The sequence below is a fragment of the Plantactinospora sp. A48 genome (assembly GCF_055793945.1).
In genome coordinates this window covers 21,856-37,007 of record NZ_JBTIXF010000008.1, presented here as the reverse complement: position 1 = coordinate 37,007, position 15,152 = coordinate 21,856, and the positions used below count along the sequence as shown (strand labels likewise).

At 71.7% G+C, this 15,152-nt stretch carries 12 protein-coding genes; 2 read left to right on the top strand and 10 right to left on the bottom strand.

Features of this window, described 5'->3' with window-relative positions; genetic code table 11:
- Positions 1 to 67: 67 nt before the first annotated feature.
- Entirely contained in the window at positions 68 to 850 is a 783-nt protein-coding gene (locus ACXN5W_RS06550) for a phosphatase PAP2 family protein (protein ID WP_473157244.1), read from the bottom strand.
- 133 nt (positions 851 to 983) lie between these two features.
- On the opposite strand from ACXN5W_RS06550, the gene ACXN5W_RS06545 reads away from it, so the two are divergent.
- A complete protein-coding gene (locus ACXN5W_RS06545) occupies positions 984 to 2,192 on the top strand; it encodes a DUF4032 domain-containing protein (RefSeq protein ID WP_473157243.1) in 1,209 nt (402 codons plus the stop codon).
- A gap of 118 nt (positions 2,193 to 2,310) precedes the next feature.
- Here ACXN5W_RS06545 and ACXN5W_RS06540 read toward each other — a convergent pair whose 3' ends face one another.
- The 9 genes from ACXN5W_RS06540 to ACXN5W_RS06500 form a co-directional block, all read right to left on the bottom strand.
- Positions 2,311 to 3,279 (bottom strand): NAD-dependent epimerase/dehydratase family protein, encoded by a 969-nt coding sequence (locus ACXN5W_RS06540; protein WP_473157242.1) that lies wholly within the window; start codon positions 3,277 to 3,279, stop codon positions 2,311 to 2,313.
- Positions 3,276 to 4,580, bottom strand: coding sequence for a nucleotide sugar dehydrogenase (locus tag ACXN5W_RS06535; RefSeq protein WP_473157241.1), 1,305 nt, complete (start codon positions 4,578 to 4,580; stop codon positions 3,276 to 3,278). The genes ACXN5W_RS06540 and ACXN5W_RS06535 overlap by 4 nt, the downstream gene beginning before the upstream one ends.
- Before the next feature lie 43 nt (positions 4,581 to 4,623).
- Positions 4,624 to 5,499: a glycoside hydrolase family 191 protein gene (locus tag ACXN5W_RS06530; protein ID WP_473157240.1), complete on the bottom strand. Its 876-nt coding sequence runs from the start codon at positions 5,497 to 5,499 to the stop codon at positions 4,624 to 4,626.
- Positions 5,500 to 5,504: 5 nt separating this feature from the next.
- Complete coding sequence (locus tag ACXN5W_RS06525; RefSeq protein ID WP_473157239.1) at positions 5,505 to 6,398, bottom strand: NAD-dependent epimerase/dehydratase family protein; 894 nt, start codon at positions 6,396 to 6,398, stop codon at positions 5,505 to 5,507.
- On the bottom strand, positions 6,395 to 7,123 hold the full coding sequence (locus ACXN5W_RS06520) for a sugar phosphate nucleotidyltransferase (protein ID WP_473157238.1): 729 nt from the start codon (positions 7,121 to 7,123) through the stop codon (positions 6,395 to 6,397). The genes ACXN5W_RS06525 and ACXN5W_RS06520 overlap by 4 nt, the downstream gene beginning before the upstream one ends.
- Positions 7,124 to 7,132: 9 nt before the next feature.
- Positions 7,133 to 8,563, bottom strand: coding sequence for a hypothetical protein (locus tag ACXN5W_RS06515; RefSeq protein ID WP_473157237.1), 1,431 nt, complete (start codon positions 8,561 to 8,563; stop codon positions 7,133 to 7,135).
- Positions 8,560 to 10,041, bottom strand: coding sequence for a GT4 family glycosyltransferase PelF (gene pelF, locus ACXN5W_RS06510; RefSeq protein WP_473157236.1), 1,482 nt, complete (start codon positions 10,039 to 10,041; stop codon positions 8,560 to 8,562). The genes ACXN5W_RS06515 and pelF overlap by 4 nt, the downstream gene beginning before the upstream one ends.
- Entirely contained in the window at positions 10,038 to 12,272 is a 2,235-nt protein-coding gene (locus ACXN5W_RS06505; RefSeq protein ID WP_473157235.1) for an Agd3-related carbohydrate-binding protein, read from the bottom strand. The genes pelF and ACXN5W_RS06505 overlap by 4 nt, the downstream gene beginning before the upstream one ends.
- A gap of 356 nt (positions 12,273 to 12,628) precedes the next feature.
- A complete protein-coding gene (locus tag ACXN5W_RS06500) occupies positions 12,629 to 14,434 on the bottom strand; it encodes a potassium channel family protein (RefSeq protein ID WP_473157234.1) in 1,806 nt (601 codons plus the stop codon).
- Between the two features lie 148 nt (positions 14,435 to 14,582).
- Here ACXN5W_RS06500 and ACXN5W_RS06495 point away from each other — a divergent pair, with 148 nt between their 5' ends.
- The gene (locus ACXN5W_RS06495; RefSeq protein WP_473157233.1) at positions 14,583 to 15,074 is read left to right on the top strand and encodes an MSMEG_6728 family protein; all 492 of its coding nucleotides are present in this window, start codon (positions 14,583 to 14,585) and stop codon (positions 15,072 to 15,074) included.
- The last annotated feature ends 78 nt before the right edge of the window (positions 15,075 to 15,152 follow it).

The following is a 15,152-nucleotide window of genomic DNA, read 5'->3' as shown; positions in this document are numbered from 1 at the left end:
TTGAGGAGAACTGACCCGAGGCCGGTGCGGACCTTCCGAGTCGACTTGCCGACATCCGTCTCCGGGGTCAGCGGGGTGGGTCGACGGCGAACAGCGCGGGACGGTCCCACCGGTGCAGAAGTGCCGGCAGCGGGATGTCGTCCCAGGGCACCCGGCCCAGCAGCCGGTCCAGCAGCAGACCCAGCAGCAGACCGGCCACCGAATCGGTCAACCAGTGCCAGCTCAGGTAGGTCGTGGTGATCAGCAGCACCGCTGGCGGAAGCACCCGGATCAGCCGGATCAGCGTGGCCGGCGCCGTCCGCCCGTGACTGCGCAGCAGCGCCGCCACCAGCAGGGCGATCGCCCCGTACCAGACGATCGCGTTGGCCAGGTGCCCGGACGGGTACGACAGGCCGTACCGGCCGGCGGTGTGGAACAGCTGCACCGCGTCGTCGGGCGGCAGGTACGGCGGCTTGTCGGTGGCGCTCGGCGCGGCGCGGTCGGTCCACAGCTTGAGCGGTCCGACCCCCAGATAGAGCAGCAGAAACGCCCCGGCGAACACCAGCACGGGCCGGATCGAGCGGGTGCGCAGCACCAGCAGCCCGCCGACGATCCCGGCGACCGGCATCAGGATCAGGCCACCCTGGCCAACCGTGTTGAGCACCCGGGCGATCCAGTAGGCCGCCGGGGGGCGGTGCCCGTCCGCCCAGTTGGCGACCGCGCGGTCCAACCCGTACAGGTGGCCGCTGACCAGCGCCAGGGTCAGCGCGACGAACGCGACCGCCAGGACCAGGTCGAACCACCACCCGGCCGGACGGACCGGGCGGGCCCGTGGCCAAGGCTGCCGTCGGATCACCGGGGTCTGGCGCATCAGACCACGCTACCGGCCCGCCACCCCGGCACCGGCACCCAGACTGTGGCCCCAGCCACACGCCGGGCCGGCAGGACTGTGGCCCCAGCCACGGTGGGCAGCGGCGGGGGCGAGCAGGCGGCATGCTTGACCCGTGCGGATCACCTCGGCCCTCATCGACCCCGCGCTGCTCGACCTGCCCTGGTCGACGCCGCTCGAAGAGTGGCCCGCGGATCAACTCGTCGCACTCCCCCAGGGCATCTCACGGCACATCGTGCGATTCGTCCGGCTCGGCGAGACGGTGTACGCGGTGAAGGAGACCGGTGAGCGGGTCGCGGAGCGCGAGTACGACCTGTTGCGGGCGCTGGAACGGATCGACTTCCCGTCCGTGCAGGCGGTCGCCATCGTCGCCGACCGGCAGAGCGATGCCGGCGAGCCGCTGGATCCGGTGCTGATCACCCGGCACCTCCAGTTCTCCCTGCCGTACCGGGCGCTCTTCTCGCACACGCTGCGCCCCGAGACGATGACCCGGCTGCTCGACGCGCTCGCCGCACTGCTGGTCCGGATGCACCTCACGGGCTTCTTCTGGGGCGACTGCTCGCTGTCCAACACGCTGTTCCGGCGCGACGCCGGCGCGTTCGCCGCGTACCTGGTGGACGCCGAGACCGGGGCACTGCGCAGCCGGCTGTCGAACGGGCAGCGCGGCGAGGACCTGGAGATCGCCCGGGTGAACATCTTCGGTGAGGCGCTCGACCTGGCCGCCGCCGGCCTGCTGCACGAATCCATCGACCCGGAGACGGTCTGCGAGGAGGTGGTCCGCCGGTACGAGCGACTGTGGCACGAGATCACCTATGAGCAGCAGATCGAGCGGGACCATCGGCACGACATCGAGGGCCGGATCCGCCGGCTGAACGACCTCGGTTTCGACGTCGCCGAGGTGGCCATGTCGATGTTCGACGACGGGCGCTACCTGGTCCGACCCAAGGTGGTCGACGCCGGGCACCACACCCGGCGGCTGCTCCGGCTGACCGGCCTGGACGCCGAGGAGAACCAGGCCCGGAAGCTGCTCAACAACCTCGACGCGTACCGGGCGGAGAGCCACCTGACCAACGAGGAGCAGGCCGCGCACCGCTGGCTCACCGAGGTCTTCGAGCCGGTCGTCCGGGCCGTGCCCGCGCACCTGCGCCGCAAGCTCGAACCGCAGGAGGTCTTCGCGCAGATCATCGAGCACAAGTGGCTGCTGTCGGAGCGCGCCGGGCGGGACGTGGGGATGGCGCCCGCGGTCCACTCCTACCTCGCGGACGTGCTGGCGCACCGGCCGGACGAGCAGGCGATCCTCGGCGCCGAGGCACCGGTCGGCTGACCCTCCGCCACGAACCGACCGGCCCGTACCGACCCGACCGCCAGCCGTCCCGCCGCCCAGGCCAAGCCCAGCCGTCCCGCCGGCCCAGGCCAGGCCCAGCCGGCCCGGCCAACCACCCTCAGCGGCCCGGCCAGAACTCCCGGTACCAGTCGTAGGTCCAGCGCACGCCGTCGACCAGCGCGACCGCCGGCTGGAAGCCGGTGAGTTCCCGCAGCAGCGACAGGTCCGGGCAGCGTCGGGCCACCGAGCCGGCCGGCGCGGCGATCACCTCCAACGCGGGACTGCTCCCCGCGACCTGGAGCACCAGCTTGGCCAGGTCGCCGATGTTGGTCTCCTGGGTGTCGTTCCCGATGTGCACGATCCGTCCGGCCGCCGCCGGGGTCGCCATCAGCCGGACCATCGCCTCCACCGCGTCGTCGACGTGGCAGAACGCCCGATGCTGGTCGATCCCGTAGACCCGGAACGGGTCCTCGGCACGGATGGCCCGCAGGCACAGCTCGGGGATGACATGGTCGGCCCCCATCCGGGGGCCGTAGACGTTGTGGAACCGGCCGACCACGGCGGAGAAACCCCGCTCCCGCGCCCCGTGCAGGAACGCCGCCTCGCCGAGCAGCTTGCTGACCGCGTACGCGAACCGGGGCGCCGTCACGTCGGCCACCACCACCGGTACGCCCTCGGCGGTGGGCACCGGTACGACCCCGAGGTCGACGCCGCCGGCGTACACCTCGCTGGTGGACGCGAAGAAGACCCGGTCCCCCGGCGCCAGCCAGTCCACCAGGTGCAGCGCGGCCAGCGAGTTGACCCGGACCACGCGGGCCGGATCGGATTCCACGTTGCGGACGCCGACCACGGCGGCGAGCAGGTAGATCTGGTCCCAGCCGTGCGGCAGGTCGGCGAACGTGCCCGGCTCGGTCAGGTCGGCCGTGCGCACGGTGACCCGGGAGTCGGCGCCGAGCAGGTCGAGTTCCCGGTCCGCCCGGCCCCGGGAGAAGTCGTCGACGATGGTGACCGAACAGCCGTCCGCGAGCAGCCGCCGGGCCAGGTGCAGCCCGATGAAGCCGGCCCCACCGAGCAGCAGCGCCCTCACGACCGGGCCGCCGCGAGGTAGCCGATGCCGGCGTACCGGACCCCGGCGGCCCGGACGGCGGACTCGTCGAGCACCCGCCACGAGTCGAAGATCAACCGGGGTCGGCCCGCCGCGAGGAGACCCGAGATCTCCAGCGCGCGGTAGTCGGGGTGGTCGTTGATCACCAGTACCGCGTCGGCCTCGGTGAACGCCTTGTCGAGGCTGATCGGGTCGCCCCCGTACCGGCGGATCAGCTCCGGCGCGACCAGCGGGTCGTGGCCGGAGACCACCAGACCGGCCGCGCTGAACACCGGCATCATGGCCGCGATCGGCGTACCGCGCATGTCGTCGGTGGGCGGCCAGCCCTTGTACGCCCAACCGAGCACGGCCAGCCGGGCCCCCTCGCTGCGGCCGAGTTCGGCCCGGATCAGCTCGACCACCCGACCGGCCACGTGGACCGGCAGGTGCTCGTTGAGCCGTCGGGCCTGGCCGACCAGGAACGGTTCCCGCCCACCGGCGCTGCTGACCATCAGGTACGGGTCCTTGGACAGGCAACCACCGCCCACATAGCCGGGACGGGCCAGGTCGGGCCGGGGATAGCCGACGTTGGTCGCCCGGATGACCTCCAACGGGTCCAGGCCGTGCCGCTCGGCGATCAGCGCGATCTCGTTTCCGTAGGCGTAGATCAGGTCCGTGTGGCAGTTGTTGGCGAGTTTGACCAGTTCCGCGGCCTCCAGGCTGGAGACCGGCACCAGCCGGGCGGCGAGGCCAGCGAAGAAGTCCAGGCCCGCGGCGAGGCTGGCCTCGTCGAGTCCGCCCACCACCTGTGGCAGCTCCACCAGCTCGCGCAGGGCCTGCCCCTGGATCGTCCGCTCCGGCGCCATCACCAGCCGGGCCGCCTGACCCCAAGACTCGACGAGGGCGGGCAGCACGATCCGCCGGCTGGTGCCCACCGGTACGGTGCTGCGCACCACGACCAGGGTGTCCGGGGCGCAGGTGGTGGCGACCTGCCGGGCGCCCGCCGCGAGGTTGCTCAGGTTCGGCTGGTTGGTCTGCTCGTCGACCGGCGTCGCGACGCTGAGCACCGCGACGTCGACGGTGTTCTTCGGCAGCTCGACGTCGACGAAGATGGCGGTGCCGAGCAGGTCCCGGAACACCTCCTCGACACCCGGTTCGAAGATGTGCGGCCGGCCCCGGGACAGGCTGGCCAGCACGGTGGGGTCGATCTCGGCCCCGTGTACGGTGAATCCCCGGCTCGCCAGGGCGGCGGTCAGGGTCAGGCCGACGTAGCCCATCCCGACCACACCGATTGTCTGTGGCATCGCGATTCCCTCTCGTCACCGCCCGGAGCGGTGCTCGTTCCCGTCACCGCTCGGAGCGGTGCTCGTTCCCGCAGCTCGCGGTGATCTGGTCGAGTGGCAGCGTGGTCACGTAGCCGGCGAATCCCTCCGCCCGGTAGCGGTCGCAGGCGCGCCGGATGTTCGCCGGTCTGGTGGCGTAGTCGACGGCCAGGACGAACTTGCCGGCCGCCCGCAACGCCCGGACATGGGCCAGATTGGTCACGCACCAGCCCGCCGTGCACGGCAGGTCGGTGGCGCGGTAGAACAACTCCTCGATGCCGATGCCGTCGATGACCGGCAGGTAGTTGTGCCACTCGCGTAGCTCGGGCGAGTTCTGCGGCACGACCAGCAGGCCGGGCCTGCGGGCCTTGGCGTGGTGGCTCACCTGGACGATCAGGTTGACCATCCGCCGGGCCAGGGTGGCCCGGGTCTCCCGGGGCACCAGCTTCAGGTCGATCTCCTCGTACGCGAGCGGGGTGTCCAGGTAGACGCCGTCGAACCCGGCCCGGACCGCCTGGTCGATCCGGGGCCGGATGACGAGATCCCACCAGCGCCGGTCCCAGTACCGGACGAAGTGCTCCTGCGGCCAACTCGGCCACCGGTTGAGGATCAGATCCGGGTTCCGGTCCCGCAGCAGCGGATACTCCGGCCGGTACTCCTCGATGCTGCCGATCTCGAAGTAGGCCAGCACCCACTTGCCGGCCGCCCGCAGCCGGCCGATCTCGCGAGCCGTGAACCAGTCCCGGCCGGCGTCCCGGGCCAGGTCGATCACCACGAGGTGCTGGGGACAGGCGACGAGTTCGGCGATGCCGCCCCCGGCGTAGTTCTGTAGCTGGTAGACCCAGTCGCGGATCTCCGCCAGCGGCGGGCGGGGCACCGCCGCGCCAGCCGGCGCGTCCACCGCGCTCAGCTCCCGTCCGGCCCGGCGAGCACGGCCTTGACCGACGAGGTCAGGTCGTGTTCCGGGTACCAGCCGAGCAGGTTTCCCGCCCGGGAGATGTCGGCCTGGATCCACCGTACGGCGGCGGAGCGGGCCGGGGGCGCCTCCCGTTCCCGGATCCGCCCGTCGAAGCCGGCGGTCTCGGCGAGCAGCCGGACCACCTCGCGGGTGGCCACCGTGGATCCGCTGCCCACGTTGATCACCCGGGCCGGCAGGGGACCGGCGAACACCGCGGCGACCACGGCCGACGCCACGTCACGGACGTCGACGAAGTCCCGGTACGCGCCGAGCGGACCCAGGTTGATCTCGTGCTCGTCCGACCGTTGCGCCCACCGGATGAGGGCGGCGGCCCGGCCCAGCAGGTTGGCCTCGGGCACCCCGGCGCCCAACGGGTTGAACACCCGCAGCGCCACCGCGTCGATCCGTCCGGCGGCACCGGCCAGTTCCACCAGCCGGGTCCCGGCGAACTGGCTGAGGCCGTACTCGCTGATCGGCAGGGCCGGATCGTCCTCGGTGACCGGCCGGTCCTCGGGTACGAGACCGTACTCGGCCGCCGATCCGAGCCGCACCAGGCGGGCGGCCGGGGCGGCCACGGCCAGCGCCTCGACCAGTTTCGCGGTGACCTCGGCGTTGGCCCGGATCAGCTCCGGACCGGTGCCGACCATCTGACCGGTGCAGTTCACCACGGCGTCCGGGCGGTCCCGCGCGATCAGCGCGGCCAACTCGGCTACGCCGACGGTCCGCAGGTCGCACTCGGTCCGCCCCGGGCAGTGGACCGTGTCCACCCTCGGCTCGGCGATCAGGTTCGCGTGGACGTGCCGGCCGATGAAGCCCGACCGGCCGTACAGGATGACCTTCATACCCTCTCCTCGGAATACTGGGGAAGCAGCAGGTGACGGAGTCGGGCAAAGCTGAGATTCGCCTCGTCGTAGTCCTCCGGACGACCGATGTCGAGCCAGTAGCCGGTGAAGTCGTAGCTCGCCGGTGGTTCGCCACGGGCCAGGAGATCGAGGATCAGCTGGTCGAATCCGAAGGGCAGACCGGACGGGTAGGGCGCCAGGGTGCGCCGGGACAACCCGTACAGGCCCATGTTGACCCGGTAGTCCAGGCTCGGCTTCTCGGTGAATCCCGTGATCCGCCGATCCGTCACGTCCAGCACGCCGAAGTCGATGTGGATGCTGCGCAGCGCCGTGGCGACGGTGACCGGGGCGCCGGACGTCTCGTGGACCCGCAGCAGGTCGGCGAAGTCGAGGTCGGTCAGCACGTCCCCGTTCATCACGAGAAAGTGCTCGGGTAGCCGGTTCCGCAGGTGGAACAGCGGTCCGACGGTGGACAGCGGGATGTTCTCCTCGACGTAGTCGACCCGCAGGCCCCACCGGGACCCGCCACCGACGAACGCCTTGATGAGTGGGCCGAGATGGTTGATCGCCAGCGTCACCGAGTCGAACCCGTACCGACCGAGCTGTTGCAGGAGGATGTCCAGGATCACGTGGTTGTCGCCGATCGGCACCAACGGTTTCGGCAGTGCCGTCGTGAACGGCCGCAGCCGGACACCCTTTCCTCCCGCGAGAATCACCGCGTGCATATGCTCCCCTCACCTGTACCGCCAGGCCTGGCCGACGAGATCGGCCAGGCACACCAAGAGCAGCGCCTGTAACAGCACGACGCTCCCCAGGAAGACGACCGTGTCCGGCAACGGCCCGCGCAGCTGGGCGACCAGGGTCACCAGGCCGGCGTGCACTCCGAAGGCCGCCCCGAACGCCCAGCTCAGCCGGCCGTAGCGGGCGTGCCCGGCGAGGATGAAGGCCAGGAAACAGGCACCGCCGACCGCCACGTGCGCGGCCGCCATCACCGCCACCGCCGGGCTCAGCAGGCCCATCCCGCGCAGCACCAGCAGCAGCGGCACGGCCAGTACGGCCAGCGCGGCCATGCTGGCGACCAGCCCGCCGACCAGCCCGGTCCAGGCCCGCCGGACGAACTGCCGAGGGTCGCGGAGCCCGTTCAGCATCGCCCGGGTGCCCTCGGTGTACCGCCGGGCGCGCCACTCGACCACCCCCATGCCGAGGTAGAGGGGTATCGCCGTGTAGAGCAGTTCGTAGTGGGTGGTGAGGTAGCGGCCCTGGCCGTAGATCAGCACCGCCGCCGTCAGCGCGGTGGAGAACACCACCGCCGGCAACTGGCGGCCGTGCCGCCGGCCCACCTCGGCGGCGGCTCGCGCGGCCGGTCCGGTGGCCGATCGAACGGCCGGGTCGTACCGGCTGGTCAGCACCAGGCCGGCCGCCACACAGATCGCCGCCACGCCGGTCGCCAGCACCGCGTCGGGCACGCCGAACAGCAGGTATCCCGACGTGGCGGCCACGCCCGGGAACATGGCGAGCATCAGCCGTACCTCACGGCGGTGGAACAGGGCCAGCGTCATCGCCAGCTGGTACGCGGCCTGGCCGACCGCCAGCAGCCCGACGGCAGCGGCGTCGAGCAGCCCGGCCGGCGTTGTCCGGTCCGCCACCGTGCACAGCCGGACCACCGCCCCCAGCACCGCGACGACCGGCAGGGCGGCCAGCAGGCACCGGCGCAGCCAGCGGGCCGCCGCGACCGGCAGCCCCCGCCCGAGGATCTGGTAGGCCGACCAGGCCGCGCCGCCCGACCACACCCAGCCGACCGCACCGGTCACGATGACCACGGCCACCGGCCAGGGCCGGAACACCTCACCCAGCGGTGGGAACAGGATGAGCGGCACCAGATACAGGCCGCCGTGCGAGATGTCGCGCAGCGCCGGCCGCCAACCACCCGTCCGCACGTGGCGGCGGTCGGGTGGGTCGGACCGGCCGCGTACCCGATCGAGCACCTCGTCGGCCAGTGCGAACACGTCCGGGTGGCGGTACGTCGCCGTGGCGATCCGATCCGTCACGCCGGCCGATTCGAGTGCCGCGGCGACGTGCAGCGCGTCCACCGGATTGGCCAGCCCCGGGAACAGCCGGTCCACGAGTTCCTCGACCGGGTCCGGGGCCGGCAGGATGCCGGTCATCCGACCGCCCCGAGCACAGACTCAGCCGCTACCCCGGCGTCGATCCCGGTGCCGGTGCCGGCCAGCTTGTCGTACACCTGGCGGTATTCGTCGATCCAGCGGGCGAGGGTGAAGTGTTCGAGCACCCGGGCGCGGGCGGTGGTGGCCATCCGGGCCCGGCGCTCGTGATCGGTCAGCAGGGCCACGCAGGCCGACGCGATCGCCGCCACGTCGCGGGCCGGCACCACGATCCCCGCGTCGCCGACCGCCTCGGCGACCCCGCCGACGTCCGTACAGACCACCGGCCGGCCGCAGGCCATGGCCTCGATGACGGTGTACGGGAAACCCTCGGAGATGCTGGTGAGGGCGACGATGTGACCGTCCTGGTACGCCTCGATCGGCCGCTCGACCCGCCCTTCGAGCACCGCCCGGTCGGTCAGCCCCAGCTCCGCTATCAGCTTCAGGCAGCTGTCCCGATAGCCCAGGTTCTCCTCGGGGGTGTTGCCGAACACCCGCAGCCGGGCGTCCGGCAGCTCCCGCACCACCTCGGCGAAGGCGCGGATCAGCGTGTGCAGGTCCTTGAGCGGGTCGACCCGGCCCATGAAGATGATCGTGGGTTCGGCGGGCTCCGTTCCGGCCACCGGAAAGGACGCCGGGTCGACCCCGTTGTACATGGTCCACAGCCGGTCCGGGTCGGCGCCGTTGCGCAGTTGCCAGCGCCGGTTGTAGCGGGAGTGCGGGGCGATGACGTCGGCGGTCACGTACGACGTCGAGGCCAGGGCCCGGAAGAAGCCCAGCAGCGCCACCTTGACCGGCTGCGCGACGTCCTCGCCGGGCTGGGCGAGATAGCGTTCCCTCAGGTAGATGCCGTGCTCCGAGAGCACCAGCGGGGTGCCGCGACTCCACTTGGCGACCAGGCCGGGCAGCATGCTGAGCCCGTTCATCGCGGCGTGCACCACATCGGCCTCGACCGGTGGCGCGGACAACGGTCGCAGCATGTGCTCGATCAGGTTGGCCGTGTCCACCGCGTCGGCCAGGGTGAGCGCCCCGTCGTGCCGCTCGGTACGCCGGTCCCGCCAGACGTCCGCGAGTACGGCCAGCCCGGCGTTGGAGGTGAGCGCCGGGCCGAGGGCGTGCCAGCGGCCGTACTCGTACAGCGATCGCAGGGCCGAGCCGAACCGGTGCCCGGCGTCGGCCGCCCGGGCCCCGTCCACCGGCAGCGGGGCGAGCAGCAGCTCGACGAAGCTGCGGTAGGCGGCCGGGAAGCCCGGGGCGATCCGGAGTCGGCCGCCGGTGGGGCGGGGCCGCCACAGCGGCACCGGCCGCACCGCCGTGAGGTTCGGCGGTCGCTCGTAGATCTCGGGCTCGGTGCCGTCCACCACCAGCGACACCATCTCCCAGCGGTGCTCCGGCATCCCGCGGATGAGCTGGTCGCACCAGACACTCACCCCGCCCAGCGCGTACGGATAGGTGCCCTCCGACACCAGCGCGATCCTCACGGACGCTCCCGCCCCGCGAACGTTGCCGGTACACCGGCGGCGAGGGTCAGCACGGCCGAGATGTCGGTGCCGTATGCGGTGGAACCGGTGGTCTGCGCGCCACTCACGATCAGCCGGCCGGCCAGCGGTGACGTGACGGTGACCGCGCCGGTGCTCCGGTCCAGGACGGCGTCCACGCCGGCCGCCAGCGCCGCCGCGTGCGCGTTGCGGGTCCGCGCGTAGTCGGCGATGTGCGTCCAGTCGGAGCTGAGCAGCGGCACCCGGTAGTACGCCGTGTACCTGGCCAACAGCTTGGCCAGGTAGTCGGTGAGCAGCGTCCGGCCCGCGCCGTAGTCCTTGAGGTTCGCGATGTGGAAGGTGTGGCTGTAGATCGACCCGCTGGTGACGTGCGCGAGCGCGACGTCGGTCTCGGCCGAGATGATCTCCTCGTACGTCAGGTCGCGCGGCCAGTACGGGAACAGCCCGCCGGGTCCGTAGTACGAGTTGTAGTACGACGTCTCCTCGGCCGGGTTGGTGACGTGGTACGCGAGGTTCGTCGGCCAGTCGGGCACCACCAGGATCCCGGGGGCCAACGGATGGTCGATGCCCCCGTTGAACACCCCGGGTACGTGGCTGGGAAACGACATGTTGCCGTGCAGCACCCGTACCCCCAGGTCGCTGGCGGCCCGCAGCAGTGCCGGATTCGACGCTTCGAGACCGTGGTCGACCGGCGGCGGCAGGTCGGAGTCCGGATCGTCGGCGTAGACCCCCAGTCCCGAGTACTCGGGTGTCTTCAGCACCGTCGGATCGGTGGGCAGCCCCAGGGTCGCCGCGACGGCCAGGTTGCTGGTGATCTGGTCGCGGGTGGTGGCGTAGTCGGTGAAGTTCAGTTCCGGGTGGGACAGGGTGTGGTTCACCCAGCGGAACTGCCGGGACAGGCACCGGGTGGTGCTGGTGAGCTGCGCGGCACCGCCGGACGGATAGCACCGGTCCCCGGCTCGCAGGTCGGCGGCGCCGCCGTTGAACGCCATGTTCATGGTCAGGTCCCGGGCGAGCGGGTACTGCGCCCGCAGCGCCGACTGCCGCTGATACCCGTTGTACGCGTCGTGCGCGGTCAGCTGGACCGTCGGGCTGGTGGGCGGCGCACCCGGTATCTGATAGTGGTCAGCCCCGTTGAACCAGTCATCGACATCGATATTGAGGTGGTGGCGGAGTTCGCCCAGGAACAACCCTCGACTGGCCCACCGGAACAGCCCGTAGACCAGGAGGTCCGACTGCGGGAGGGCCTCGTCGAAACTGAACGTGAGCGCCAGCCGCTCCCGCCCGTCGGTCGACGTGCCGAGCACGCCCAGCACGTCGCCGCCACCGGACCGGAGCACCGGCTGCCCGGCGCACCCCGACCGGACGGCGGTGCGGTACACGTACGAGTACGTGATCGGAATGCGGGCCGTCGGCGCCAGGTAGTCGAAGACGGCCGCACCGGTCGAGGTCAACTGGGCGTACAGCGGGGTGTCGGTCACCCCACCCTCGCCACGCGGTTGCAGGCAGTAGTCGTCCGCTCCACCGCCCGGCGCGGTGTACAGCACGGCCTGCCGCACCCCGTGGTCCCGCTCGTAGGCCCAGAGCGCGTTCCACTCGTCGACGTCGAGTCCGCTGGCGTAGCCGCTCCCGTCCGGATAGAGCTGGTCGGAGTTGGTCAGCAGGACGGCGTTGTACCGACCGGCACCGTCCGGACGGACCAGGCCCGCGCCGTTCAGCGGCTCGGTACGGGTCCGCACCACGTCGTACGCCGCCCCGACCCGGTCCAGTGTGGACCGCCAGACCGCCAGGCCCGGATCATCGTCGTCCACCGCCAGCACCAGGGCCCGCAGGGCCAGCCGACCGCGCGCGGCGGTCGCGGTCACCGGGGCGGAGGGCGCCGGCACGGTGACCCCGGGCGCGGAACCGAGCGGTCGACGGGTGGTCGGGTCGGGACGGGATGGTGCCACGGGCGGGTGTCCGATCGAACGGGCCGGCCGCACGGCCGACTGCACGGTGGTCAACGCGATGGCCCGCACGGCGGTCAACGCGGCCGACGGCCCGGCGGTCAGCCCGACCGGCGGCCCGGCGGCCCCGACGTCGCCCCGGGCCGGGGTGGCCGGGTCAGCGGCCCCGACGTCGCCCCGGGCCGGGGTGGCCGGGTCGATGTTCGACATCAGGAAGAGCGCGCCGAAACAGGCGACGAAAAGCACGGATGATCGAGTGATATACATAGCCGACTACCTCCGGATAGCGGCGCCTCAGCGTCGCGGTGTGGTAGAGGCAGCATTCAACCGGCGCCACTGCCGATTGCCTGGACCTAAACGGGGATCATTTCTGCGGTACCGGCTTCAGGACGCTCGACCGCAGGTCAGCCACATTGATAGCATCACCGACGGCGGGTGACGTGTCGGCAAGTCGTCAGTTCGAATCAGTGAGAAAAATCTAATTAGGATTCGTCGATCACGTTCACGTGAATTGTGGAATTTTCGGCTACGAAACTTCCTACCACGGAATTTTCATGCACCGGGCCACGCCGGGGCGCCCGCCAATTCTGGCCGCCGACGCCAATGCCCGAGCACCGGGTCGGTCAGTCCTCGACCGGCGCGGCCGGTGGGTCGGCGACCGGATCCGGCGGCGCCGCGACCGGTGCCTGCGTCTGCTTGACCAACCAGCTCAACCCGGACCGGCGGGCCACCACGGTGAGCCGGTCGCCGGCCGCGAGCACCGCCGAATCCGCGGGCGACCAGTCCGTTGTCGTGCTGCCGGCCCGGCTCACCGCGACCACCCTGATCGACTCGGGTCGCTCGGCCGCGCGTACCGGACCGTCCACCAGGGCGGAACCGACCGCCACCGGGACCTCGGCGACCAACAGCACGTGCCGCTGCACCGGGATGGTCGCGATGACCGCGCGGTCCAGCAACGCGGCGGCGAACGCGGGCGCCGCCAGGTAGGAGACGCTGCGCGAGATACCGATGTTGAACGCCTTCTGGATCCTCGCCGCGAAGTCGCCGTCGAACAGTCGCAACACCACCCGCAGGTCCTCGCGGGCCGCCCGCCCGTGCAACGCGGCCTGGAGGTTCGTCACGTCGTCGGTGGTCAGCACCAGCAGCGCGCGGGCGGTGCCGGCGGACGCGCTGGCCAGCACCTCCTCGGACCCGCCGTCGCCGATGATCAGCGGGACGTTCATCCGGCGGGCCAGCGAAGCGCCCCGGGCGTCCCGGTCGGTGTCGATGGCCACCACCTCGACACCGAGGTTCCGCAGCTGGGCCATCACCCGGGTGCCGACGTTGCCCAGGCCGACCACCACGATGTGGTCCTCGCGGTACGGCTGGAGCCGGTCGGTGGCCAGCGCCAAGCGCGCGTTCACGATCCCGTCCACCACCGCGGCCGTGATCAACGGCACCAGGGCCAGCCCCGCGACGGTCAGCACCACCTGCATGACCTTGGCCATCGGCGCCTGGCGCGGATCCGGATCGGGATCTGCCCCGCTCAGCGTGGTGAGCAGGACTCGGAACAGCCCGTTGCCCACGCTGATGTGCTGGGTGTAGGCCAGCACCACGCCGAGCGCCAACACCACCGCCAGCACCGTGAGGGTGGCTATTCCGATCTTGCGGGTGGCGAACGAGCGGGCCGCCCGTACCGCCAGTCGCAGCGGCCGACGCCGGCGACGGTCCCGGGCGATCCGGCGGGCCGCCACCTCGGTCCCGGCCGGCTTGCCGTTCGCCTCGGCCAGCACCACGTCGGCCTGCTCCTGATCCGGTGGCAACACCCGGGGCCGGCCCGGATCGCGGGTGTCGGCCAACCCGCACAGCACGGTCTCCGGCGGTACGTCAGCCCGCCGGGCCACGTGCAGGGTTCGCCCACCGTGCCGGAAGTGCGTCGGATCCACCTCGCCCAGCGCGGCCGCCACGAAGGCCGGCGCCGCCATCGAGGCGTCGGAGAGCACGGTCAGGTCCGGCAGCAACCGCCGGATCCCGCTCGCCAGGCCGGTGTTGAACATCCGCAACACGGTCCGCAGCCGTGGCTCGACGGCCTGGGCGCAGAGCGCGGCATGGATGTTGCCCACGTCGTCCTGGTGCAGCAGGGCCAGCCCGGCCGCCCCGGTCAGGCCGGCCCGCCGGAACGTGTGCTCATCGAGCTGGTCGGCCTCGATCCACCTGATCCCGGGTACCTTCCGCACCTCCGGGCCATCGTGACGCGGCCGGGACGGAACGATCACCGTGATCCGGACCGGTCCCGTCGGCAGCTCGGCCGAGAGCAGCGAGTTCACCACGTGGTACGCCAGCGCGTCCTGCCCACACACCACGTAGTGCGGCCGGACGTCACCGGTGGGACGAAGCAGACGGCTCGACTCGACCGCGCGCCGCGCCCGGTCGCGCCAGGGATCCGCCATCCGCAGATGGTAGCCAGCCCGAGCTGAAAGGAAGGGCCCCCTGTTATCGCTTTCGGTAGAGGAAGGGTCCCCTGTTAACCGCCGCCCGGCCGGCGGAGCAGCCGAGCGCGGCGGGTGTGTCCCCGCTCAGGACGGGTAGTGCGGGAGTGTGCAGACGTTTCTCCCGTACCCGGACTTTCTTCGCAGCGCGCACGCGCTGGACCAGCGCCGGCTCGGCAAGCAGCGGGTGGAGACGATCCAGGTGCTGCGCGGCCTCACCCGCCCGGGGTACGGCTGGCGCAACCATCCGGCGGTGAAGATGTGGGCCGGGTACGAGGAGGCCCTGGTCCGGTACGGCCTCGACATCTGCACCGTGTGGTGTGCGGCCGGTCGGGCCGACACCTGCGCCGGCACGCTCGCCGCCGATCTGGCCGCCGGCTGCGGGATCGGCTCGGTACGCAGCCAGTACGAGCTGTCCCTGGCCGGTGACCTGCCGCCCTGGCTCGGCCGGGAGGAACTGCACCTGAGCCACCGGTCCTCGCTGCTGCGGAAGGACCCGGAGTTCTACCAGCCCCGGTTCGGTGGTGATCCGGACGATGTCGAGTACGTCTGGCCCGGTTCGGACCGCGAGCCGACTTGCCGTACCCGGGCCGTGCCCTGACGCTGGGTTCCAGGCGTTAAGGGGGGACCCCTGCTATACAAAAAGCGATAACAGGGGGCCCTTCCTTCAACCAGGAGG

Coding starts and splice junctions, on each gene's coding strand:
- ACXN5W_RS06550 (WP_473157244.1), bottom strand. CDS start 850: ATGCGCCAGACCCCGGTGATCCGACGGCAGCCTTGGCCACGGGCCCGC.
- ACXN5W_RS06535 (WP_473157241.1), bottom strand. CDS start 4,580: ATGCCACAGACAATCGGTGTGGTCGGGATGGGCTACGTCGGCCTGACC.
- ACXN5W_RS06525 (WP_473157239.1), bottom strand. CDS start 6,398: ATGAAGGTCATCCTGTACGGCCGGTCGGGCTTCATCGGCCGGCACGTC.
- ACXN5W_RS06520 (WP_473157238.1), bottom strand. CDS start 7,123: ATGCACGCGGTGATTCTCGCGGGAGGAAAGGGTGTCCGGCTGCGGCCG.
- ACXN5W_RS06515 (WP_473157237.1), bottom strand. CDS start 8,563: ATGACCGGCATCCTGCCGGCCCCGGACCCGGTCGAGGAACTCGTGGAC.
- ACXN5W_RS06505 (WP_473157235.1), bottom strand. CDS start 12,272: ATGTATATCACTCGATCATCCGTGCTTTTCGTCGCCTGTTTCGGCGCG.
- ACXN5W_RS06500 (WP_473157234.1), bottom strand. CDS start 14,434: ATGGCGGATCCCTGGCGCGACCGGGCGCGGCGCGCGGTCGAGTCGAGC.